This is a genomic window from Zwartia panacis, assembly GCF_030410395.1.
GTDB classification, from domain to species: domain Bacteria; phylum Pseudomonadota; class Gammaproteobacteria; order Burkholderiales; family Burkholderiaceae_B; genus Zwartia; species Zwartia panacis.
In genome coordinates this window covers 416,409-438,163 of sequence record NZ_JAUHHF010000003.1, presented here as the reverse complement: position 1 = coordinate 438,163, position 21,755 = coordinate 416,409, and the positions used below count along the sequence as shown (strand labels likewise).

Genomic DNA, 21,755 nt, shown 5'->3' with positions numbered 1-21,755 from the left:
AGATTATCACGAGATATAAATATTTGAATATTTAGTTCTTACAGTGGCTTCTATACTCAAAAAACCATTGAGCCCTAAAGGAAAGTCCATGAGCAAAACAGCACATTCAGCCTTGAACGCCTTCATGAGTCTTTTGTTCATTTGTTTGACGCCTTCGGCATATGCCGCTTGGCCCGATGATCAACCTATCAAAATCATTGTTCCGCAAGCCGCTGGCGGCACGAATGATACGTTGGCTCGGTTGGTAGGTGCTGAGCTATCAAAAGTTCTGGGTCAAACCGTTGTCATTGATAACAGACCAGGTGCCGCAGGTGCTATCGGGATGCAGGCGACAGTGCAGGCCCCTCCTGACGGTTACACGATCGCGCTTGCTTCGGATTCCGCCGCGCTTTTGGATGTATTGCGCCCGAATTTGCCTTGGAAATTTAAAACCGGCCTACAGGGTGTGGCGATGATTGGCGAGCAGCCCATCAGTATTGCGACGTCTTCAAAGACCTCATTTAAAACTTTTCAAGATGTGATTGATGCTGCCAAAGCGAAGCCTGCGAGCCTTGCCTACGGTTCATCTGGCATTGGTTCATCGCAGAACATTGTAGGAGAGTGGGTCGCGAGCCTGGCAGGAATCAAGCTTGTGCATGTTCCCTATAAAGGGGGTGGCCAAGCTGCGAATGATGTCGTGAGTGGACAGATACCTTTGGCGGTTTTAGGACTGGCTCCAATGCTTAAACAGCAACAAGCTGGAAATGTCCGAATTCTGGCGGTGACAACGCCAGAGCGCTCTAAAGCGCTTCCTGATGTGCCGACATTATCCGAGTTGGGGTTTTCTCAAATCGCGCTTGCGCAATGGGCTGGTCTGGTGGCTCCGGCCGCGACTCCGCAGCCCATCATCGAAAAACTATCGAATGCATTGTTGAAGGTGCTTTCTGAAAAAGCAGTCGGAGAAAAGATGCTTGCAGCGGGTATTACTCCGAAGCCACTTGATTACAAGCAATTTGATGCTTTTTTGAAAAAAACTGTGGATACCTGGAATCAGGTGGTCCCGACACTCAATATTGAAATTCAATAACGTTGACCATCATTCCTTGCAGGCAATTTATGAAAAAAACCAATATCGTTTTAGTCCTTGCGGATAATCTCGGCTGGGGAGAGCTGGGGTGCTATGGTGGTGGCGCGATACGCGGTGCACCTACTCCACGCATTGATGCCTTGGCCAAGCAAGGCATTCAATTGCTCAACTTTAACGTTGAGAGCGACTGTGTGCCGACACGCTCTGCATTGATGACGGGTCGCCATCCGATTCGAACGGGGGCTTTGCAATCAGTACCGGCAGGTTTGCCTCAAGGGTTGATTCCGTGGGAGGTGACAATTGCCGAGCTGTTGTCAAAAGCGGGCTATGCCACGGCCATGTTTGGCAAATGGCATCTTGGCGATAAAGAGGGTCGTTACCCCAAGGATAAAGGGTTTGATGAGTGGTACGGCATTCCACGGACCACAAATGAGAGCATGTTCACAGAACAGGTCGGTTTTGATCCTGAGGTCGTGGATGTTCCATACGTGATGGAAGGCTTCAAGGGCCGTCCCGCTGAAAAAAGGGAAATTTACGATTTGGAAATGCGCCGACGTATTGATGGCGTGCTGACGGAGAAAAGTTGTGACTTCATCCGCAGAAAAGTGGCCGCTGACGAGCCTTACTTTTTATACGTCCCTCTCACGCAGTTGCATTTTCCGACTTTGCCGCATCGGGATTTTGAAGGTCAAACTAAGAAAGGTGATTTCGCGGACTCGATGATTGAACTTGACGCACGCGTCGGTCAGATCATTGACGCTGTGAATGAAACTGGCACGCAAGACAATACCTTGTTTATTTTTGCCAGTGACAATGGACCAGAATATCGTCGACCCTGGCGAGGCAGCGCAGGAATGTGGACGGGAACATATCACACCTCCATGGAGGGTTCACTCAGGGTTCCATTCATCGCACGTTGGCCCGGGAAAATTCCACCTGGTCGTGTTTCAAATGAAATTTTTCACGTTGTAGATATTTACTCAACTTTAGCCGCTCTTGTCGATATCCCCATTCCTCAGGATCGACCGATAGATGGCGTCAATCAGCTTCCTTTTCTGAAGGGCGAAACACAGAATTCTGCACGTGAAGGCTTTGTGTATTTCATTAAAAATGAGATGCGCGCAGCAAAGTGGCGAGACTGGAAAATGCACTTTGTTTGGGAGAAAGAGCCAAATGAAGGAGCGAATCATTTGGAGACGCCCTATCTCTTCAATCTTGTTCAAGATCCAAAAGAAGAAACGGATGTCAGCTCCACTCAAGGCTGGGTGAGGGGCCCGATTCGGAAAATGATCAATGCCTTTCAGGCCTCACTCAAGGAGAATCCTCCTATCCCTCCGGGAGCGCCGGATGAATTTTTACCGAAAAGATGAGCACTTTGAGTTGAGCGGAATGCTAATTCTGCCAAAACTTGTCCTGGATCAAACTTTGCACGGTTACTTTACGTCATGGAGCACCCCGTCAGGCTAATTTAGCCGTCATGAAAGGAAAATCCTCATGACCATGACACTCGATTCAGCACTCACAGCCTTTTCACAATGGCTACCTTCCAAGGACAGATGGTTTAAATCGCTCAATATTCTCGGCCGAAACCTTTCTCCCGTCGTGCAGGGCGGGATGGGTGTGGGGGTGTCCGCCCACCGATTGGCCGGAGCGGTTGCGCGTGAAAATGCGATTGGTACCATCGCCAGCATCGATTTGCGTCACCATCATCCGGACTTGCTGGAACAGACGGAAAAAGCCCGTGACCGAGACCTGATCGACCGGGTCAATCTGATTGCCCTGGATCGGGAGGTTCAGGCGGCTTTGCAGCATTCCGAAGGCAAAGGCCTGATTGCTGTCAATGTCATGAAAGCAGTGCGCGATCATGCCGCCCTGGTGCGCCAATCCTGCGAAAGCGGTGCGCATGCCATCGTAATGGGTGCGGGTTTACCGCTCGATTTGCCCGAAATGGTGGCTGATTTCCCAAAGGTTGGTTTGATCCCGATTCTTTCCGAGTCACGCGGAGTGGCGATCGTGATGAAAAAATGGCTCAAAAAGGGACGCTGTCCTGACGCGATCGTCATTGAGCATCCTGGTCATGCTGGCGGTCATTTGGGTGCGGTGAAAATCGAGGATATTCATGCCGAGCGCTTCGAGTTTGAGCGCGTGATGACAGAGTGCCAGGAGTTATTCAGTGAGTTGGGGCTCGGTCGTGATGCGCCTCCACTCATTCTGGCTGGTGGCATTGATAGTCATGAAAAAGTGCGTCACTGGCTGAACGCCGGCGCCGATGCCGTGCAGTTAGGGACTGCCTTTGCGGTCAGCGAGGAGGGGGATGCGCATATCGATTTCAAGCGTGTTTTGCTAGGAGCCACGCCCTCAAAAATGGTTGAGTTAATGAGTGTCGCGGGCTTGCCTATGCGCGCGGTATCGACGCACTGGTTGCGTCAATACCAGCGCCAGGAGCCTAAGATGCAGGCCTGCGCAAAAGCCGATCCTAGGCGTTGTTCCCAGCGTATGGACTGTCTCAGTCAGTGCGGTTTACGCGATGGAAACAGCAAGGCTGGACAGTTTTGCATTGATTTAAAACTTGCCGCTGCCCTCAAGGGCGATGTGCAAAAGGGTTTGTTTTTCAGGGGCGCCGGTCGTCTGCCATTCGGAGACGCCATACGACCAGTTAAAGATTTGATCCAATACTTACTGCACGGATACCCATGTCAAACGCCAGCCTAGCCACCGTCGTCTTTGATCCGGAGCTCATTGCTCAGCACGATCGCAGCGGTCCACGCTACACCTCATATCCCACAGCGGATCGCTTCACAGAAGTCAACGTTGTCCAAACCTATTTGGATGCGTTACAGAACAGACAAACTGAGCGTCCTGGGGCGGACTTGTCGCTCTATGTGCATTTGCCCTTTTGCGATACGGTTTGCTACTACTGTGCGTGTAACAAGATCGCGACCAAGGATCGCGCTCGGGCAGATACATACCTGGATTATCTTGCCAAAGAAATTTGGCTGGTGCGTAAACGCTTTGCCAACATGCCGCGCGTCAGCCAATTACACCTAGGTGGAGGCACGCCGACTTTTCTGACCAACGCTCAGCTTGAGCGGTTGATGGGGTTATTAAAAGGATCTTTTGAGTTCACCCAGGACGCGGAGTGCTCTGTCGAGATTGACCCCAGGAGATTAAATGAGGGCACACTTGAGCTCTTGGCGCGACATGGATTTAACCGCATGAGTATTGGTGTGCAAGACCTCGATCCTGCCGTGCAAAAGGCGGTCAATCGCATCCAGCCTGCAGAGGTCACCGAGCGCGTCATGGCGCAGGGTCGATCACTCGGATACAGGTCCATCAATATCGATTTGATCTATGGCTTGCCCAAGCAATCCGTCGATACCATGCGCGCGACCTTAGCCACCGTATTGCAATGGCGTCCTGATCGTATCGCCCTCTACAGCTATGCTCACTTGCCCGAGCGCTTTATGCCGCAACGCAGAATTGAATCGGTGGATTTGCCCATGCCTGCTGAAAAGCTCGCTATGCTCAAAATCGCTGTGACCAGTCTGCTGGCGGCGGGATATGTCTACATTGGCATGGATCACTTTGCGTTGCCTGATGACGAGTTGGCTCAAGCGCTGGTTGATGGCACCTTGCAACGTAATTTTCAGGGATATTCCACTCAGGCCGATTGTGATTTGATTGCATTGGGGGTGTCCGCGATCAGTCGTATCGGTCATGTATATGCTCAAAACCACCGGGTTCTGGAGGAGTACTACGCTGCACTTGATCGGCAGACTTTGCCTCTTGCGAAAGGCCTATCCATGACCACGGATGATTTGATTCGCCGTGCCGCAATTCATGATTTATTGTGTCAATCCGAAATCACGATCCCGACGTTTGAAACTCAATGGTCAATAGAGTTCGCAAGCTATTTTGCTCCCGAACTCGAATACATTCAATCTCTTGCCGCGGACGGCTTGGTTGAGGTTTCACCTGATCGTATACGGATTACACCCAAAGGACGTTTTTTGGCGCGCATCGTTGCGATGAGTTTCGATCGCTACTTGCGAGAGGCCAAAACCATGGCCCGGTATTCCAAAGTGATTTAGTTCGACTCAACCACCCAAGACCCAGATTTACCACCATGTTTTTCAAGTAGCTTGATGCCATCGATTACCATCCCGCGGTCGATGGCTTTCAACATATCGTAAATGGTCAGTAAAGCAATCGATGCGGCGGTGAGCGCCTCCATTTCCACGCCGGTACGTCCCACAGTCTCCGAGCTCGCGGTGCATGTCACGGACGATGTTGCCACATCTGTCACAAAATCAACGGTCACGCGCGTGAGTGGAATGGGATGACAAAGCGGGATCAACGCGCCAGTCTGTTTGGCGGCCAAGATGCCAGCGAGACGGGCCACACCTAATACGTCGCCTTTTTTAGCATCGCCTTGAGAGAGTTTGGTAAAGGTGGCTGGCTGCATGGTAATGCGTCCCTGCGCGACGGCGCGTCGATGTGTTTGCTCCTTGGAGGAAACGTCCACCATATGTGCCTGACCGGACGCATCAAAGTGTGTGAGATTTTGGGTCATGAAGGATTCCGCTGAGCTTGAAATGCCTCGGGAGTATTAAAATTAATAAACGCCGCCGCATCGTCAAACATCACTTGAACGGCATGGATCGCAGTCATCCATTCGAGTACTTGTCCATGGCCTGCATCGAGTTGTTTACCAAGCGCGGCGGCAACAGAGGGTTTGATGAGGCAGCATAAAGGCTGAGGACCCTCAGAGGTCACAGCGTATGCGGCGAGTGACTCGGGGTGGTCAGTCAGGCTTTGTTGCAGCCGCTCATATAAATTGCTCGGCAAAAGAGGAACATCGCAAGGAATGACCAGCAGGTTATTTTTTTTGCAGCGCATGAGTCCCGCTTCGATTCCGGCCAGCGGACCGGCGAAATTCTGACGCTCGTCGGTGACAACCGCGTGTCCCGTTTGTTTGTAAGCATCTACATTACGATTCGCGCTGATGAGAATACGTGCTGGAGGTGGCTCTTGCTTGGATAGCGCTGATAGCGCATGTTCAACCAGAGGCATGCCGCTCCACATGACCCAACCTTTGTCTTTGCCGCCAAGCCTGGTTCCGCGACCACCTGCCAGGATGAGAGCATCGTAAGTGAGTTTCATTTCCATTTTGCAGCTGCCCGATGATCGCTATCGCGTGCTTCGATCCAGCGTGGACCTTGTGGTGTCCATTCCTTTTTCCAAAAAGGCGCCTCTGTTTTCAGGTAGTCCATGACAAAGCGATTGGCCTCAAAGGCATCCCCGCGATGTGCGCTGGCGGTCAGCACCAGGACGATTTGATCCCCTGGATACATTTTTCCGATACGGTGTATCACGCGGGCGCCTTGAAGCGACCAGCGTTGCGCTGCCTGCTCAAGAATTTTCAGTAATGATTTTTCAGTCATTCCGGGATAATGTTCGAGCTCGAGGGCCACGACATCATCGGCAAGATTGAGATCGCGCACTGTGCCGACGAAAGCCACAATCGCACCAATTCCGCGATCGCTCGCCAACAATGTTTTGTGTTCGCGGCCGAGATCAAAATCCTCGTGTTGGACTGAAACGGAGAGGTACTGAGTCATTCAGCCTCCCGTGACGGGTCTGAAAATGGCCAATTCCGCACCTTCGACTAATTGAGTGTCGAGTTCGATCATTTCCTGATTCATCGCCACCCGAAAGGCTTGTGAACCATCAAACGTTTCCGTCCAGACACCGCCCCGCGCGCACAGTTGCGCAATCAGGTCGCGTACGGTTCGCACAGAGTCGGGAACCAGAACGCGTTCTTCACTGAGACCGAATTTTTCTCTCAGTTGCGCAAAATACAAAACATGGATGTTCATGGTGGCAATTTTGATCTCAGTACTGCAATTCTGACAGGGAAAGGTAGCGAACCGTATCACCTCGCGCAATTTTCGTCTCAGGAGCCAGATCAACCAGGCCGTCAGCCCAAGCCAGGCTACTCATCACGCCAGAGCCTTGGTTGGGCCAAAGGTCTAGTACAGGTGCGCCTGAGGCATCGCTCGTGATTTTGACGCGTAAAAATTCGCGTCGACGATCAGGCTTTGGCCAATCAAAATTCGCAGTCGCTGTGAGGTATTTCAAGCCTGTATCGATCGCGCCCATACGCTTGAGCAAAAATGGTCGTGCCATTAATAAGAAAGTCACAAACGCACTAACTGGATTACCCGGCAAGCCGATGAAGTCTGTTTGACCGACGCGTCCATAAGCAAGGGGCTTACCTGGCTTCATGGAGATTTGCCAAAGATCGAGAGTGCCAAGTGCCATCACAGCCGCTTTCACATGATCTTCTTCGCCCACGGACACCCCTCCGCAAGTGATGATGACATCATTCTCACTCGCGGCTTTGCTGAGGGCTTCTCGAGTTTCCTCGGCCGTGTCGCGCACAATGCCGTAGTCCTTGACATGGCAGCTCAGCTGGGTGAGCAGTCCATTGATCGCGTAGCGGTTGCTGTTGTAAATCCCGCCGGGCGCCAAAGGCTGTCCGGGTTCTGTCAGTTCGTCTCCAGTAAAGAAAACGCCTACCTTAAGCGGTTTAAATACCGTCACGCTCGCAATACCGATTGACGCCAGCATGGCGAGCTGCGCCGCGCCTAAGCGCTGTCCTGCTGCAAGGACCACTCCACCCGCAGCGATATCCTCTCCACGGCAACGTATGTGTTGAGAAAGCTCAATCGGGTGTGTGAGAGCGATCGACCCGTCCCGCTCTTGAGTATGCTCCTGGGGCACGACAACATTCGCGCCTTCGGGGATCGGAGCTCCCGTGAAAATACGAGCCGCCGTATCGGGTCCGAGTGGTGTACCAGTTTGACCCGCTGCGATGCGTTGAGTGACAGGGAAAAGTTCTGGCAGCCTCCCGATGTCCTGCACATGCAGCGCATAGCCGTCCATGGCGGAGTTATCAAAACCGGGGACGTTGATCGGGGACGTGATTGCTTGCGCGAGCGTGCGCCCTTGCGCAGCTAAAAGAGAGAGTGTTTCAGTCGCGACAAGTGGCTGCGCGCTTGACAGAAGAGTATGGCGCGCGTCTTCAAAATTCAGGAGGTTGGCTCTGGGTTTCATGCGATTAGGCTTTGGTGAGACTCAAACCAGACTTTAACCTACCTGCACGAGGCCGTTAGCCCCCGGTTTGAGACATAAAGCGAATGATTTTTGTCGGGGCTTCGCGAAATTCGTGACGCTCGGGTTTGAGCTCAATGCCCTCGCGCAGCGTTTGTTCGAGCTCGGCATCAGAAATGCCGGCGCGTAACAAGGGCCTGAGCTCGACTTTTTCTTCTTGACCCAGACACAAGTAAAGTGTGCCGTCGACAGACAGCCGCACTCTGTTACAGGTTTCACAGAAATGCTGACTAATTGGCGTGATGAGACCAATTTGTCCGCGACCGTCGACGGTACGCCAATAGCGTGCGGGACCGCCACCCATTTCTTTGATCTCAGGAATGAGTTCAAAGCGTTCGCGCAGTCGCTCGAGTACAGGGCCAAGGGGGGTGTAGCCAGAGGCCAGGCCGGTACTACCCATCGGCATCGTTTCAATCAAACGCAGAATAAAGCCGCGGTTGATACAGAACTCTGTCATGGCTTCGACTTCGTGCTCGTTGACACCTGGCATGACAACCATGTTGAGCTTGATCGGTGAAAAGCCATGCTGTTCGGCGGCATCGAGACCCGCCATCACGTCATCGATACTGTCGCGACCGGTAATTTGCGTGACACATTCACGATTCAGACTATCCAGGCTAATGTTCAGTCTGGAGACGCCCGCTGCGCGCAATGCCGCAGCGTGTTTAGGGAGCTGTGTGCCATTGGTTGACAGAGAAAGGTCCCGAATGCCGGGCAGGGCGCTGATGCGGGCGGCCAGTTCAGGAAGATTGCGACGCAACAGAGGCTCACCGCCCGTTAAGCGGATGCGAGAGGTTCCCATTCGGGCAAAAGCACCCACCACCCGCTCGATTTCATCAAAAGTCAGCCAGTTTTTGGGCTCCTGATAGCCTTTGAAGCTTTTTGGCAAGCAATAGGTGCACTTCATGTCGCAACGATCCGTCACCGAGAGGCGCAGATACTCAATGCTTCTGCCAAAGCGGTCGATGAGGGGTGAAGTTGTCTCTGTCATCACAAGTGCGTCGGTCAAGCCTAGTTTCTTATACTGTTTCTAAATGTACTCTTATTTTGAATTTAATCTGTAAACCGCCATGTCAACAAGTGGGGTATCAACATGAGTATTTACTGGGGCGCCCTTTTGATTGCCGGGCTTTGCGAGGTGGGTTGGCCCTTGGGCTTGAAGCTGGCTGATGCACCAGGCATGAAAATCTGGGGGCTGGTGCTGGCGATCGTCAGTATGGCGATTAGCGGTGCACTATTGTGGTTTTCTTTGAAAGAAATTCCGATTGGCACGGCCTATGCGGTCTGGACCTCGATTGGCGCAGTCGGCACATTTGCTCTGGGGGTGTTTTTTTTCGGGGATCCGAGCTTGCCAATTCGCTGGTTAGGCGTGGCATTTATTATCTTGGGCGTGGTGATGCTCAAGCTAGGGTAGGGCCGGAAACTGGCGGAAGCGGTGAGATTCGAACTCACGGAGGGCGTGAACCCTCGCCGGTTTTCAAGACCGGTGCCTTAAACCACTCGGCCACGCTTCCATCAAGAAGGGCTGAATCATAAACGATTTATCGGGATATTTCCTGCCAATGGGGCAGCGACCCCCTCAAGAGTGGCCAACAGGATACAATTCTGGGTTTGCTGCTATCTATTCAACGCTCAAAAATGACTGCAACTCGCACTCGACTCGTACTCGGCAATTGGAAAATGCATGGCAATCTGGCGGATAACACCAAGTTGCTGAATGCTCTTTTGGCGGCGCCCAGAGCCGCAACCACCACGCAGATGGGTGTGTGTGTGCCTTTCCCATATCTTGCCCAGACTGCTTTGGCTTTGTCAGGTTCGTCCATTGCATGGGGCGCTCAGGACATCAGCGTGCACGCACAGGGTGCATACACGGGTGAAGTTTCCGGCGGGATGCTAAAGGATTTTTCTTGTCATTATGTCCTGGTGGGTCACTCCGAGCGACGCGCGATGCATGCCGAATCAGATCAGCTTGTGTCGGACAAGGCGCGTGCGGCATTGACTGCAGGTCTCACGCCTGTCGTGTGTGTAGGTGAATCTCTGGCTGAACGGGATGCCGGTCAGGCAGTGTCTGTGATTACCCGCCAGCTCGCCCCAGTTTTGGCGCTTGGTTCAGAGGCAGTCCTGAAAATGGTCATTGCCTATGAGCCCGTCTGGGCGATTGGCACTGGTCGTACCGCAACCCCTGAGCAAGCCCAGGAAGTGCATGCGGCGATCCGAGCGGCGCTTAAAGGTGCGGGTGCAGAGCAGGTTCAGATTTTGTATGGTGGTAGCGTTAAGGCGGCAAATGCCGCGAGTTTGTTTGCCATGCCTGACATCGACGGTGCACTGGTCGGTGGGGCGTCTTTGGTTGCAGAGGATTTCTTGGCTATCGCTGCCTAACAGGCAGTTCTGTTTCTGGTTTTTCCTCGCTATTCAGTTTTCGGAGCGTTTCAATGTCTTGGATGTTTAATCTTCTGCTGGTTGTGCAGATCCTGTCTTCCCTAGCCATCATCTCACTCGTTTTGCTCCAGCAAGGCAAGGGTGCTGACATGGGGTCAGCTTTTGGTAGCGGCTCGGCCGGTAGTTTGTTTGGTGCAACGGGTGCCGCAAACTTTATGTCTCGCGCGACAAAATGGGCCGCTGTTGTCTTCTTTATTTCCACAATCGGTTTGGCCTACGTGGCAAATCGTGGAAATACGGGGCAGGACACGGGCATCATGCAAAACTTCACACAAACCCCACCTGTTGCACCACCTGCCGGTTCGGCTGTTCCGGGCGTTGCACCTGCGGCGCCTGTTAATGCCGTTCCTGGTGTGCCAAGTACCCCTGCAGTTCCAGCAGTGCCTGCAGTGCCTGCAGTACCGGCTGCACCTGTGGTGCCCTCAGTACCTGCTGCACCTGTGGTACCGGCTGCTCCCGCAGCACCTACTAGTAATTAAAGGGTCAAAGTTCAAGTCAAAGATTGTCGCTACGTGCTACAATCTTTGGCTAATCAAGACCACACAAAAAGCCGACGTGGTGAAATTGGTAGACACGCTATCTTGAGGGGGTAGTGGCGAAAGCTGTGCGAGTTCGAGTCTCGCCGTCGGCACCATCAAATGTCTGCAGTTAAAACTTCAACGTAATTTCTCTGCAGTTCAACGCATATCTCTTGCGATCTCACCAAGAACACAAAACTTTTAGGTATATTGTGACAATGTTCACAATATGGCTTTTGTGCGCGTTCGCACATTGACGAGCACAAAGCCATAAAAATTTTTAGCAAGATTCACTTATTACAAACCAAGAAGGACTGAATCATGAAAATTCTCGTCGCCTCCGACGGCTCCAAGAATGCACTGCGTGCTGTCAAATATGCTGCCGATTTGTTGGCCAACAGCAACGACAAGACAAAGAGCATTACGCTCATCAGCGTACACGACGATGCTGGATTGCGTCATGCCAAAGCATTCGTGGGGAAAGAGGCGGTTGCCGACTACCTTCGTGAACTCAGCGAAAAAGAGCTCAAGTCTGCGATGAAAGTACTCGATGAAAAGGGAATCAAGCACGATATGGTCATGCTGGTCGGTAATGCTCCCCAGGAAATCGTTGCGCACGGGCAAAAAGGGAAATACGACATGATTGTGCTGGGCTCCAAAGGTCGTGGCGCGATTGCTGACATCCTGCTGGGCTCCGTGGCGCAGCGCGTTCTGGCCCAGGCCAAGCAGCCGGTGGTGCTGATTAAGTAGTTTTAAAGCTGTATCGGGCCCATCGTGCGGGCTGATTAAAGAGGCGAGTCGGAATATTTGTTTCCGGCTCGTTTTTATTTTTGAGTGGGCAAAATCAACAATTTCCGTTGTTGTTCTATTACTACAATGGTGTACGGGTAAACCCTCTTTTTTTGCTCTGTTTTGCTCGTTTTGTTGCTGTAACCCAACAAAAATAGTCTCCCAAGGCTCTTTTCTGTCTGGTTTCATAGCCACAGCCCCCGATTTTTGATGCAATAGCGTCAACTTCCCTTAGCGGAGTTAGGGGGGCGGCAGACAAATAGTTGTTTGTTGCTCTTGTCACTCAAATCTACGGAGATTTCTTAAATGAAAAAGACTCTGCTCGCCGCCGCCCTGCTAGCCGGCTTTGCTGGTGCCGCTTCGGCCCAATCCTCAGTAACTTTGTACGGTATCGTTGACGGTGGTCTGCGTTACACAAGCGTCAGCCTTTCAAACGGCGATGGCGCATCCAACTTCGGTCTGGGCTATGGCCAACAGTCCGGTAACCGCTTCGGCCTGAAAGGCGTCGAAGACCTCGGTGGCGGTAACAAGGCAACGTTCATGCTCGAGAGCGGCTTTGATATCGGTAACGGTACAGCATTGCAGGGCAGCCGTTTGTTCGGTCGTCAGGCATGGATGGGCGTTGAAAGCAATTCATGGGGCTATGTCCGTTTGGGTCGTCAGCTCAACTTCGCAACAGAATACGTTGGTATCCCAGTTGATCCGTTCGGCACAGGCTTCGGTCAGTTGAACATGGGTGCTGCATTCGGCGTGGCTAACACCGACCGTATCAGCAACACACTCAAGTATCAAACACCTAACATGTCTGGCTTCCAGGCTGGTGTCGGTTACTCGTTCGCAACGGGCAACACCGGTCTCTACACTGCCGACGCAGGTGGCGGCACAAGCGGCACAGGCTACAACTTTGCTTCTTCGAATAACACACGTCAGTTGACACTCGGTGCTAAGTACGCAAACGGTCCTTTCTACGCAGCTGCTTCGTATGACAAAATCTACTCTGAAGCTGGTCTGACACAAGGTCGTAGCGCTTCTATCAGCTCATGGAACTTGGCTGGTAGCTATGACTTCAAAGTCGTCAAGATTGCAGCTGGCTACGGTCAGACACGTGACGGCGCTGTCCTCGGTCAGGGTGGTGGCGGAGCTGGTGCAACATTGGCTGGTAACCCAGTCGGTACTGGCGATCTGATTTTCGCTCCAGCAGTTGGTACAAACAGCTACATCGTTGGCGCAACAATTCCTGTGAACCCAGTTTCACGTGTCTTGTTGTCGTGGACAATGTTGACTCCTAACACCAACATGAAAGACATCTATAACGCACAGAACCAGACAGCATATAACCTGGCCTACACATACGACTTCACCAAGCGCACAAACCTGTACGCTTTCGTGGGTACGATGCAAAACGTCGGTACAGTTGACACAGCTAAGAGCACCACAGTTGGTCTCGGTATGCGTCACCAGTTCTAAGCATCCGCTTAGGATTGCAACCTAGCCTAGGCTAGGTTGTTGTACGACTCAGTAAAAAGCGAGCCACTCTTTTGAGTGGCTCGCTTATTTTTTAGTGGGTCATTACAGGTGAAACCCTGATGCAGGATGATACAATCTTGAAGTTTTGTGCAACAGCCGGAAACGTTCAATGAATCTGGAACAATACTTCCCCGTTTTGTTATTTATTGTGGTGGGTACGGCGATCGGCTTTGCGCTGATTGCGGCAGGTTCACTCATCGGTTCTCATCGTCCCGACGCTCAAAAGCTCTCGCCCTATGAGTGTGGTTTCGAGGCCTTTGGTGATGCGCGTATGAAATTCGACGTTCGCTACTATCTCGTCGCGATTCTCTTCATTCTGTTCGATCTCGAGATTGCGTTTTTGTTCCCATGGGCGATTGCAAATGGCTCGGTTGGGATGGTCGGTTTTGTGACAGTCATGATTTTCCTGGCTGTGTTGACCGTTGGTTTCATCTACGAATGGAAAAAAGGCGCGCTTGACTGGGAATAACCCAATCTTTGCAGCGAAACATCTATGGCTATTGACGGTATTCTGAAACAAGGTTTTGTCACCACGAGTGCTGACAAATTCATCAACTGGGCTAAAACAGGTTCGATGTGGCCGATGACTTTTGGCCTGGCCTGTTGTGCGGTCGAAATGATGCACGCTGGTGCCGCACGCTACGACCTCGACCAGTTCGGTATTATTTTTCGTCCGAGCCCACGCCAATCGGATCTCATGATTGTTGCCGGCACGCTCTGCAACAAAATGGCCCCCGCATTACGCAAGGTCTATGACCAGATGCCTGAGCCAAGATGGGTGGTGTCGATGGGTTCATGTGCGAATGGTGGTGGCTACTACCATTACTCATACTCTGTGGTGCGTGGCTGTGACCGCATCGTGCCGGTCGATGTTTATGTCCCCGGCTGTCCACCCACAGCCGAAGCACTGGTCTACGGACTGCTGCAGATGCAAAACAAAATCCGTCAGACCAACACGATTGCTCGTTAAATCCAAAGCGTTGGTGACGCGTACATGCGTCCCGGCGGTTTAATCAGGCTTAAGACATGTCCAGGCTAGAAAACCTGCAACAACAATTGATCACTCTGTTCGGTGAACAGGCCAAGATCACACTCTCCACCGATGAGATCACGCTCGAGGTTGCATCTGAGCAGTGGCAGTCCACCTGTCAGCGTTTGCGCGATGAACCCGGTTTGAATTTTGAAACTTGCATCGATTTGTGCGGTGTCGATTATTCGACCTACGGAGCGGGTCGAGTGGGTGAAACGCCTGCTGGCGCCGTCGTGCCTCAGGCACGTTTCGCGGTCGTGGCACATTTGTTGTCTCTCAAGCACAACTGGCGCATGAGAGTCCGCACGTATGCTACGCATGCTGAGTTTCCGGTGCTCGATTCACTCGTCGAGGTATGGCCTGCTGTCAATTGGTTTGAACGCGAGGCATTTGATCTGTTTGGTATCGTGTTCGAAGGTCACCCAGATCTGCGCCGCATTCTCACTGATTATGGCTTTATTGGTCATCCCTTCCGCAAAGACTTCCCTGTCTACGGTAATGTTGAAATGCGTTACGACCCAGAGCAAGGGCGCGTGGTGTATCAGCCAGTCACAATCGAGCCGCGTGAGGTCATTCCGCGTGTGATACGCGAAGACGGCTATGGAGTAGGGCGCTAATCATGGCAGAAATTAAAAACTACACACTGAACTTTGGTCCCCAGCATCCTGCTGCGCACGGTGTATTGCGTCTCGTGCTCGAGCTCGATGGTGAGGTCATTCAGCGCGCGGATCCTCACATCGGTTTATTGCATCGTGGGACTGAAAAGCTCGCTGAACACCGCACATTCCTGCAAGCCTTGCCCTACATGGACCGACTCGACTACGTGTCGATGATGTGTAACGAGCATGCGTATGTCATGGCCATCGAGAAAATGATGGGAGTGACGGTACCGCTACGCGCGCAATACATTCGCGTCATGTACGACGAAATCACGCGCTTGCTCAACCATTTGATGTCGCTCGGCTCCCATGCCCTGGACGTGGGGGCGATGGCGGTCTTTTTGTACGCGTTCCGCGAACGCGAAGATTTGATGGATTGCTACGAGGCGGTATCGGGCGCACGTATGCATGCAGCCTACTACCGCCCCGGTGGTGTGTATCGCGACTTGCCCGACGCGATGCCTCAGTATGGCAAATCAAGCCAGTACCGCTCTGCCAAAGATCTCAAGGCGATGAACGATGCGCGTTCAGGTTCGTTGCTGGATTTCATCGAAGATTTCACGAATCGTTTTCCCGCCTGCGTGGACGAATACGAGACTTTGCTGACCGACAACCGCATCTGGAAACAGCGCTTGGTAGGCATTGGTGTGGTGGATCCCGAGCGTGCGAAAGCACTCGGATTTACAGGACCGATGCTGCGTGGTTCTGGCGTTGCCTGGGATTTGCGCAAAATGCAGCCTTACGAGGTTTACGATCGCATGCAGTTTGATATCCCTGTAGGCGTCAATGGTGACTCTTATGATCGATATTTGGTGCGTATCGCTGAAATGCGTGAAAGCAATCGCATCATTGCCCAGTGCGTCAAATGGCTGCGCAATAATCCCGGTCCGGTGATGATCGATAACCACAAGGTGTCGCCACCTCATCGCACCGGAATGAAATCCAACATGGAAGAGTTGATCCATCACTTCAAGCTCTTCACCGAAGGTTTCCATGTTCCTGCTGGCGAGGCGTATGCCGCGGTTGAGCATCCAAAGGGTGAATTTGGCATTTACATGGTGTCGGATGGGGCGAACAAGCCTTATCGACTCAAGATTCGTGCTCCAGGTTTTGTGCATTTGCAGGCGCTTGACGAAATGTCACGCGGCCACATGATTGCCGACGCTGTCACGATCATCGGCACCCAAGATATTGTTTTTGGCGAGATCGACCGCTAATTGTCTGCGTTTTGACTTTGCTACCATCGGATTTAGAACATGCTGCTCTCTGAACAGGCCTACAAAAGAATTGATCGCGAGATCGCCAAGTATCCGCCAGATCAAAAGCAATCCGCCATCATGGCATCGCTTGCGATTGCGCAAGAGGAAAAGGGTTGGGTATCTCCCGAGATCATTCAGGATGTCGCGGATTACCTTGGGCAGCCTGCGATCGCGGTTCAGGAAAACGCAACCTTTTACAACATGTTTGATGTCCGTCCGGTGGGCAAGTTCAAGATTACGGTCTGTACGAACTTGCCTTGTGCTTTGCGCGATGGTGAAAAGACAGCCGATTATCTTAAAAAGAAACTTGGCATTGGTTTTCGCGAGACGACTCCAGACGGTCACTTCACTCTGATGGAAGGCGAGTGCATGGGTGCGTGCGGGGATTCTCCAGTATTGTTGGTGAACAACAATCACATGTGCGTGCGCATGGAGCGTGAAAAAATTGATTCAATGATTAGCGAGCTGACCGAAGCCGCCAAGGGAGGCGCAGCATGAGCGCCGCAATTTTATCCAAATACTCCCAGGGGTTGATTGCTTCGCCCGGTTCGCTTGCGGATTCAATGGCTCTGCACGGTCGCCATATCGGACCGCAGATCATGGCGGATCTCGATGGTAATAACTGGCGCTTGGCCGATTACGTCAAGCGCGGTGGCTATGAGGCGCTTCGTAAAATTCTGACTCAGGGTATGAGCCAGGAAGATGTGATCGCCGAGGTCAAAGCCTCAGGTCTGCGTGGTCGTGGTGGCGCAGGTTTTCCAACGGGTCTGAAGTGGAGCTTCATGCCGCGCAGTTTTCCTGGTCAGAAATATCTGGTTTGCAACTCCGACGAAGGCGAGCCCGGTACTTTTAAAGATCGCGACATTCTGCGTCTGAACCCCCATATCGTCATAGAGGGTATGGCGATCGCGGCCTACGCGATGGGAATCTCGGTTGGTTACAACTACATCCACGGTGAAATTTTCGAGGTGTATCAACGCTTCGAAGAGGCCCTCGAAGAAGCCCGTCAAGCTGGCTTCCTGGGCGACCAGATCCTGGGTTCAAATTTTAATTTCCAGTTGCACGCTTTCCATGGTTATGGCGCGTACATCTGCGGTGAGGAAACCGCCTTGCTCGAGTCGTTAGAGGGCAAGAAAGGTCAGCCTCGCTTCAAGCCACCGTTCCCTGCGAGCTTTGGTTTGTACGGCAAACCCACCACGATCAACAATACCGAGACCTTCGCTGCGGTGCCTTGGATTATTCGCAATGGCGGACAGGCTTACCTTGAAGTGGGTAAACCTAACAATGGTGGCACCAAGCTTTTCTCGATCACGGGTGATGTTGAGCGCCCAGGTAATTACGAAATCCCTCTGGGTACGCCTTTTTCCAAATTGCTTGAGCTCGCGGGTGGTATGCGCGGCGGCTCGACACTCAAAGCAGTGATTCCTGGTGGTTCAAGCGCACCAGTCATCCCTGGAAACATCATGATGGATACGACGATGGATTACGACGCCATCGCCAAGGCCGGTTCAATGTTGGGATCCGGTGCAGTGATTGTCATGAATGACACGCGCTGCATGGTCAAGTCACTCTTGCGGTTGTCTTATTTTTATTACGAAGAAAGCTGCGGTCAGTGCACACCTTGCCGTGAAGGTACGGGTTGGCTCTATCGCATGGTCAATCGTATCGAGCACGGTCAAGGTCGTCCCGAAGATCTCGATCTGCTGGATTCGGTCGCTGGCAACATCATGGGCCGCACAATCTGCGCGCTCGGTGATGCCGCCGCGATGCCAGTGCGTGGTTTCCTGAAACATTACCGCGACGAATTTGCACACCACATCGAGCATAAGCGATGTGTCGTAGCCCCCTATCTCTAAGGTTTGGACAAAGTTATGGTTGAGTTAACCATCGACGGCAAGAAAGTCGAAGTGCAAGAAGGCAGCATGGTCATGCACGCCGCGCATAAGCTTGGCGTATACGTGCCGCATTTCTGCTACCACAAGAAACTATCCATCGCGGCCAACTGCCGCATGTGTCTGGTTGAGGTTGAGAAAGCACCCAAGGCGATGCCTGCGTGTGCCACACCTGCCACCAACGGCATGGTGGTCCATACCTGTTCTGAGCGCGCGGTCGCTGCCCAGAAGAGTGTGATGGAGTTTCTGCTGATCAATCACCCACTTGATTGCCCGATTTGCGATCAAGGTGGTGAGTGCCAGTTGCAGGACTTGGCGGTAGGTTATGGTGGTTCGACTTCACGCTACAACGAAGAGAAGCGTGTGGTCTTTCATAAAGAACTCGGTCCTCTGGTTTCAGCAGAGGAAATGTCGCGTTGTATCCATTGCACGCGCTGTGTGCGATTTGGCCAGGAAGTGGCGGGCATCATGGAGCTCGGCATGGTTGGACGCGGCGAACATTCCGAGATCACAACTTTTGTGGGACGTTCAGTCGAGTCCGAGCTCTCGGGCAACATGATTGATTTGTGTCCGGTGGGTGCTCTGACCTCCAAGCCTTTCCGTTATCAGGCTCGTACATGGGAACTGGCGCGTCGACGCTCGGTTTCTCCTCACGATAGCTTGGGTGCAAACCTGGTTGTGCAGGTCAAAGGCGACGAGGTGATTCGTGTGGTGCCCTTTGAAAACGATGCGCTGAACGAGTGCTGGATCAGCGATCGTGACCGTTTCTCTTACGAAGGTCTCAATGAGGACCGTTTGACGGTTCCGATGATCAAGGGCGAGGATGGTCAGTGGAAAGAAGCCACGTGGTCTGACGCCCTCCAGGTTGTGGCCCATGGTTTGATGGATGTACGCGATGCATCGGGTGGTGCGCAAATTGGTGCTCTGGCGAGTGAGTATTCAACGCTTGAAGAGTTGTCGTTGCTTGCGCGTGTGACGCGCGGTCTGGGTTCTGAAAATATCGATTTCCGTCTACGTCAGACTGATGCCTCTCTGGATGCTGCGCTAACCGGCGCGCCATGGCTGGGCTTTCCAGTCGCTGAGCTCGATACGCTGGATCGTGTTCTGGTAGTGGGCTCTTTCCTGCGCAAAGACCATCCTCTGATGACACAGCGTTTGCGCCAGGCTGCCAAGCGCGGAACGCAGATTTCGTCCATTGATATCGCTGCTGACGATCCGTTGCTCAAGCTGACCGCGCGCGCCACTGTGCTGCCGAGTGCGTTGGCTCAAACGGTTGCTCAAGTCGCCGTCGCACTGTCCAAACTCAAGGGCCAGGAAGTTCCTGCAGCGTTGGCTTCTGTCCAACCTGACGCGACAGCGCAGGCGATTGCTCAAAGTCTTTCAAGTGGTGAGCGTGTTGCGATTTTGTTAGGCAACACCGCTGTGAACGCTCTTGATGCATCGATGATCGCTGCCAATGCGCAACTCGTCGCGCAACTTTCTGGCGGTAAATTTGGCTTCCTCACCTCTGGTGCGAATACTGTGGGTGGTTATCTCGCAGGTGCTGTGCCCACCAAGGGTGGCAAGGGCGCTGCGGCGATGTTGTCTCAGCCTCTCAAGGCTTATGTTGTGTTGCATGCCGAGCCTTTGCTGGATGCCGACAATGGGGCGCAAGCCATTGCCACGCTCAAGGCTGCTGAGTTCGTGGTGGCCTTGACGCCTTACGCGTCAGGCGCACGTGACTGGGCGAATGTGATGTTGCCTGTTGCGCCTTTTACAGAGACCTCCGGCACTTTTGTAAATGCTCAGGGCACAGCTCAGAGTTTCAAAGGTACAGCTGCACCACGTGGTCAAAGCCGTCCAGCTTGGAAAGTCTTGCGCGTGTTGGGCAATGTCCTGCATCTGGCTGGCTTTGATGACGAGACATCAGAGACTGTGCGTGACGCTGTGTTGGCCAATGGTATTGAGTCACGGCTGTCCAATCAGCTTCAAATTTTGCCAGGCGTGTCATCTGGCTCCGCTCAAGGTTTGCAGCGGGTGACAGATGTGCCAATCTATCGTAGTGATGCGATGGTTCGCCGTGCTCCAGCCTTGCAGGCAACAGGTGCATCCCGCACGCCTGTCGCGCGCATGCATGAGCAGACGCTTGCCAGTCTCGGTGTGTCCGTCGGCCAGCAAGTTCGGGTCAAGTCTTCGACAGGTCATGTCATGCTGACTGCCGAAGCTGACAACACCTTGGTTGCCGGTGCGGTGCGTATCGCCGCCGCGTTTGAACATACTGCCGCGCTTGGCAGTGCCTTCGGTCAACTTCAAGTGGAGCGTGCCTGATGGAGTGGCTGAACGTTCTTGAAACTTTCGGTACGGACTTGATCGGTCCAACACCTTGGCTTGTGGTCTGGACCATCGCCAAAATCCTGGTGATCGCTGTTCCAATTATTCTGTGCGTTGCTTACCTCACGTACTGGGAACGCAAGATGATCGGCTTTATGCACATTCGTCTGGGACCCAACCGCGTGGGTTTCCGAGGTCTGCTGCAGCCTTTTGCCGACGTTTTCAAACTCTTGACTAAAGAAGTGGTCGTGCCTACTCAGGCCAACAAGATTCTGTTTATCTTGGCGCCTGTTGTCACCCTGATGCCGGCACTCGCAGCCTGGGCTGTCGTCCCTTTCGGTCCTGAGCTTGTTCTGGCCGATGTCAATGCAGGCTTGATGTATGTGATGGCGATCACTTCGATTGGTGTGTATGGCGTGATCGTGGCGGGCTGGGCGTCAAACTCCAAGTATGCGTTTTTAGCGGCGATGCGCGCATCGGCCCAGATGCTGTCATATGAACTGGCGATTGGTTTCGTGTTGGTCACGGTGCTGTTGGTGTCCGGTAGCCTGAACATGACGGAGATCGTCAATGTGCAGACACGTGGCTGGTTCGCCGACATGGGACTGAATTTCATGTCCTGGAACTGGTTGCCCTTATTGCCACTTTTTGTGATTTACGTGATCTCGGCTGTTGCTGAAACCAACCGTCATCCGTTTGACGTGGTTGAAGGCGAATCAGAGATTGTGGCGGGTCACATGGTGGAGTACTCGGGAATGGCTTTCGCGCTGTTTTTCCTGGGTGAGTACGCAAACATGATTTTCCTGTCCTGCATGGCTTCCATCATGTTTTTGGGTGGTTGGGCAGCGCCTGTCGAATACGCGCCATTGACCTGGATTCCCGGCTGGATCTGGCTTGGCCTCAAGACTTTCTGCGTAGTGTCACTCTTTATCTGGTTCCGCGCTTCATTCCCACGGTATCGGTATGACCAAATTATGCGTTTGGGCTGGAAGATTTTTATCCCTCTGACGGGTGTGTGGCTGGTCGTGGTGGCGATCTGGATGCAAACACCCTGGAACATCTGGAACTGACCGCGACTCGACGGCAAAAA

23 protein-coding genes and 2 tRNA genes are annotated in these 21,755 nt (G+C 52.8%); 18 read left to right on the top strand and 7 right to left on the bottom strand.

The features are described from left to right. Window positions 1-88: 88 nt before the first annotated feature. From QWY30_RS06875 to hemN, 4 genes are all read left to right on the top strand, one after another. Entirely contained in the window at window positions 89-1,066 is a 978-nt protein-coding gene (locus QWY30_RS06875) for a Bug family tripartite tricarboxylate transporter substrate binding protein (protein ID WP_290239461.1), read from the top strand. 29 nt (window positions 1,067-1,095) lie between these two features. Beyond that, on the top strand, window positions 1,096-2,436 hold the full coding sequence (locus QWY30_RS06870; RefSeq protein ID WP_290239460.1) for an arylsulfatase: 1,341 nt from the start codon (window positions 1,096-1,098) through the stop codon (window positions 2,434-2,436). Between the two features lie 130 nt (window positions 2,437-2,566). After that, entirely contained in the window at window positions 2,567-3,778 is a 1,212-nt protein-coding gene (locus tag QWY30_RS06865) for an NAD(P)H-dependent flavin oxidoreductase (protein ID WP_290239551.1), read from the top strand. Next, window positions 3,760-5,157: an oxygen-independent coproporphyrinogen III oxidase gene (gene hemN / locus QWY30_RS06860; RefSeq protein WP_290239458.1), complete on the top strand. Its 1,398-nt coding sequence runs from the start codon at window positions 3,760-3,762 to the stop codon at window positions 5,155-5,157. Before QWY30_RS06865 ends, hemN begins: the two co-directional genes overlap by 19 nt. On the opposite strand, the gene moaC is transcribed toward hemN, so the two are convergent. Genes moaC through moaA form a run of 6 tightly spaced genes read right to left on the bottom strand, consistent with a single transcriptional unit; the run spans window position 5,154 to window position 9,233 of the window. Beyond that, window positions 5,154-5,639, bottom strand: coding sequence for a cyclic pyranopterin monophosphate synthase MoaC (gene moaC / locus QWY30_RS06855; protein ID WP_290239457.1), 486 nt, complete (start codon window positions 5,637-5,639; stop codon window positions 5,154-5,156). The genes hemN and moaC overlap by 4 nt on opposite strands. Continuing rightward, the gene (gene mobA, locus QWY30_RS06850; protein WP_290239455.1) at window positions 5,636-6,229 is read right to left on the bottom strand and encodes a molybdenum cofactor guanylyltransferase MobA; all 594 of its coding nucleotides are present in this window, start codon (window positions 6,227-6,229) and stop codon (window positions 5,636-5,638) included. Before mobA ends, moaC begins: the two co-directional genes overlap by 4 nt. Next, window positions 6,226-6,687: a molybdopterin synthase catalytic subunit MoaE gene (gene moaE, locus QWY30_RS06845; protein WP_290239452.1), complete on the bottom strand. Its 462-nt coding sequence runs from the start codon at window positions 6,685-6,687 to the stop codon at window positions 6,226-6,228. Before moaE ends, mobA begins: the two co-directional genes overlap by 4 nt. After that, the gene (moaD, locus tag QWY30_RS06840; RefSeq protein WP_290239449.1) at window positions 6,688-6,945 is read right to left on the bottom strand and encodes a molybdopterin converting factor subunit 1; all 258 of its coding nucleotides are present in this window, start codon (window positions 6,943-6,945) and stop codon (window positions 6,688-6,690) included. It lies immediately after the preceding gene. 16 nt (window positions 6,946-6,961) lie between these two features. Next, entirely contained in the window at window positions 6,962-8,185 is a 1,224-nt protein-coding gene (locus QWY30_RS06835) for a molybdopterin molybdotransferase MoeA (RefSeq protein ID WP_290239447.1), read from the bottom strand. 55 nt (window positions 8,186-8,240) lie between these two features. Then, window positions 8,241-9,233 carry a GTP 3',8-cyclase MoaA gene (gene moaA, locus QWY30_RS06830; RefSeq protein WP_290239549.1) on the bottom strand — a complete coding sequence of 331 codons (993 nt, stop codon included), beginning with the start codon at window positions 9,231-9,233 and terminating at the stop codon, window positions 8,241-8,243. A 102-nt stretch (window positions 9,234-9,335) separates the two neighbouring features. Here moaA and QWY30_RS06825 point away from each other — a divergent pair, with 102 nt between their 5' ends. Next, the gene (locus QWY30_RS06825) at window positions 9,336-9,656 is read left to right on the top strand and encodes a DMT family transporter (RefSeq protein ID WP_353958798.1); all 321 of its coding nucleotides are present in this window, start codon (window positions 9,336-9,338) and stop codon (window positions 9,654-9,656) included. A gap of 10 nt (window positions 9,657-9,666) precedes the next feature. Here QWY30_RS06825 and QWY30_RS06820 read toward each other — a convergent pair. Then, window positions 9,667-9,756, bottom strand: a tRNA-Ser gene (locus tag QWY30_RS06820). Between the two features lie 124 nt (window positions 9,757-9,880). Here QWY30_RS06820 and tpiA point away from each other — a divergent pair. The 13 genes from tpiA (at window position 9,881) to nuoH (ending at window position 21,735) form a co-directional block, all read left to right on the top strand. Continuing rightward, entirely contained in the window at window positions 9,881-10,621 is a 741-nt protein-coding gene (gene tpiA, locus QWY30_RS06815) for a triose-phosphate isomerase (protein ID WP_290239444.1), read from the top strand. Between the two features lie 53 nt (window positions 10,622-10,674). Continuing rightward, window positions 10,675-11,160, top strand: a complete 486-nt coding sequence (secG, locus tag QWY30_RS06810; protein WP_290239442.1) for a preprotein translocase subunit SecG — start codon at window positions 10,675-10,677, stop codon at window positions 11,158-11,160. Window positions 11,161-11,230: 70 nt separating this feature from the next. Next, window positions 11,231-11,315, top strand: a tRNA-Leu gene (locus QWY30_RS06805). 205 nt (window positions 11,316-11,520) lie between these two features. After that, complete coding sequence (locus tag QWY30_RS06800; protein ID WP_290239439.1) at window positions 11,521-11,949, top strand: universal stress protein; 429 nt, start codon at window positions 11,521-11,523, stop codon at window positions 11,947-11,949. Window positions 11,950-12,294: 345 nt separating this feature from the next. Beyond that, window positions 12,295-13,455 (top strand): porin, encoded by a 1,161-nt coding sequence (locus QWY30_RS06795; RefSeq protein WP_290239437.1) that lies wholly within the window; start codon window positions 12,295-12,297, stop codon window positions 13,453-13,455. Window positions 13,456-13,624: 169 nt separating this feature from the next. Next, window positions 13,625-13,984 (top strand): NADH-quinone oxidoreductase subunit A, encoded by a 360-nt coding sequence (locus tag QWY30_RS06790; protein ID WP_290239435.1) that lies wholly within the window; start codon window positions 13,625-13,627, stop codon window positions 13,982-13,984. A 24-nt stretch (window positions 13,985-14,008) separates the two neighbouring features. Continuing rightward, a complete protein-coding gene (locus QWY30_RS06785; RefSeq protein ID WP_028816901.1) occupies window positions 14,009-14,485 on the top strand; it encodes a NuoB/complex I 20 kDa subunit family protein in 477 nt (158 codons plus the stop codon). A 56-nt stretch (window positions 14,486-14,541) separates the two neighbouring features. Beyond that, window positions 14,542-15,162, top strand: a complete 621-nt coding sequence (locus QWY30_RS06780; protein ID WP_290239432.1) for an NADH-quinone oxidoreductase subunit C — start codon at window positions 14,542-14,544, stop codon at window positions 15,160-15,162. 2 nt (window positions 15,163-15,164) lie between these two features. Then, window positions 15,165-16,421: an NADH-quinone oxidoreductase subunit D gene (locus tag QWY30_RS06775; RefSeq protein ID WP_290239430.1), complete on the top strand. Its 1,257-nt coding sequence runs from the start codon at window positions 15,165-15,167 to the stop codon at window positions 16,419-16,421. A gap of 39 nt (window positions 16,422-16,460) precedes the next feature. Beyond that, entirely contained in the window at window positions 16,461-16,961 is a 501-nt protein-coding gene (gene nuoE, locus QWY30_RS06770; protein WP_290239428.1) for an NADH-quinone oxidoreductase subunit NuoE, read from the top strand. Further along, complete coding sequence (gene nuoF, locus QWY30_RS06765) at window positions 16,958-18,319, top strand: NADH-quinone oxidoreductase subunit NuoF (RefSeq protein WP_290239426.1); 1,362 nt, start codon at window positions 16,958-16,960, stop codon at window positions 18,317-18,319. Before nuoE ends, nuoF begins: the two co-directional genes overlap by 4 nt. Before the next feature lie 15 nt (window positions 18,320-18,334). After that, the gene (gene nuoG / locus QWY30_RS06760) at window positions 18,335-20,662 is read left to right on the top strand and encodes an NADH-quinone oxidoreductase subunit NuoG (protein ID WP_290239424.1); all 2,328 of its coding nucleotides are present in this window, start codon (window positions 18,335-18,337) and stop codon (window positions 20,660-20,662) included. After that, on the top strand, window positions 20,662-21,735 hold the full coding sequence (nuoH, locus tag QWY30_RS06755; RefSeq protein ID WP_290239422.1) for an NADH-quinone oxidoreductase subunit NuoH: 1,074 nt from the start codon (window positions 20,662-20,664) through the stop codon (window positions 21,733-21,735). The genes nuoG and nuoH overlap by 1 nt, the downstream gene beginning before the upstream one ends. The last annotated feature ends 20 nt before the right edge of the window (window positions 21,736-21,755 follow it).

Coding starts and splice junctions, on each gene's coding strand:
- QWY30_RS06875 (WP_290239461.1), top strand. CDS start 89: ATGAGCAAAACAGCACATTCAGCCTTGAACGCCTTCATGAGTCTTTTG.
- QWY30_RS06870 (WP_290239460.1), top strand. CDS start 1,096: ATGAAAAAAACCAATATCGTTTTAGTCCTTGCGGATAATCTCGGCTGG.
- QWY30_RS06865 (WP_290239551.1), top strand. CDS start 2,567: ATGACACTCGATTCAGCACTCACAGCCTTTTCACAATGGCTACCTTCC.
- hemN (WP_290239458.1), top strand. CDS start 3,760: ATGTCAAACGCCAGCCTAGCCACCGTCGTCTTTGATCCGGAGCTCATT.
- moaC (WP_290239457.1), bottom strand. CDS start 5,639: ATGACCCAAAATCTCACACACTTTGATGCGTCCGGTCAGGCACATATG.
- mobA (WP_290239455.1), bottom strand. CDS start 6,229: ATGAAACTCACTTACGATGCTCTCATCCTGGCAGGTGGTCGCGGAACC.
- moaE (WP_290239452.1), bottom strand. CDS start 6,687: ATGACTCAGTACCTCTCCGTTTCAGTCCAACACGAGGATTTTGATCTC.
- moaD (WP_290239449.1), bottom strand. CDS start 6,945: ATGAACATCCATGTTTTGTATTTTGCGCAACTGAGAGAAAAATTCGGT.
- QWY30_RS06835 (WP_290239447.1), bottom strand. CDS start 8,185: ATGAAACCCAGAGCCAACCTCCTGAATTTTGAAGACGCGCGCCATACT.
- moaA (WP_290239549.1), bottom strand. CDS start 9,233: ATGACAGAGACAACTTCACCCCTCATCGACCGCTTTGGCAGAAGCATT.
- QWY30_RS06825 (WP_353958798.1), top strand. CDS start 9,336: ATGAGTATTTACTGGGGCGCCCTTTTGATTGCCGGGCTTTGCGAGGTG.
- tpiA (WP_290239444.1), top strand. CDS start 9,881: ATGACTGCAACTCGCACTCGACTCGTACTCGGCAATTGGAAAATGCAT.
- secG (WP_290239442.1), top strand. CDS start 10,675: ATGTCTTGGATGTTTAATCTTCTGCTGGTTGTGCAGATCCTGTCTTCC.
- QWY30_RS06800 (WP_290239439.1), top strand. CDS start 11,521: ATGAAAATTCTCGTCGCCTCCGACGGCTCCAAGAATGCACTGCGTGCT.
- QWY30_RS06795 (WP_290239437.1), top strand. CDS start 12,295: ATGAAAAAGACTCTGCTCGCCGCCGCCCTGCTAGCCGGCTTTGCTGGT.
- QWY30_RS06790 (WP_290239435.1), top strand. CDS start 13,625: ATGAATCTGGAACAATACTTCCCCGTTTTGTTATTTATTGTGGTGGGT.
- QWY30_RS06785 (WP_028816901.1), top strand. CDS start 14,009: ATGGCTATTGACGGTATTCTGAAACAAGGTTTTGTCACCACGAGTGCT.
- QWY30_RS06780 (WP_290239432.1), top strand. CDS start 14,542: ATGTCCAGGCTAGAAAACCTGCAACAACAATTGATCACTCTGTTCGGT.
- QWY30_RS06775 (WP_290239430.1), top strand. CDS start 15,165: ATGGCAGAAATTAAAAACTACACACTGAACTTTGGTCCCCAGCATCCT.
- nuoE (WP_290239428.1), top strand. CDS start 16,461: ATGCTGCTCTCTGAACAGGCCTACAAAAGAATTGATCGCGAGATCGCC.
- nuoF (WP_290239426.1), top strand. CDS start 16,958: ATGAGCGCCGCAATTTTATCCAAATACTCCCAGGGGTTGATTGCTTCG.
- nuoG (WP_290239424.1), top strand. CDS start 18,335: ATGGTTGAGTTAACCATCGACGGCAAGAAAGTCGAAGTGCAAGAAGGC.
- nuoH (WP_290239422.1), top strand. CDS start 20,662: ATGGAGTGGCTGAACGTTCTTGAAACTTTCGGTACGGACTTGATCGGT.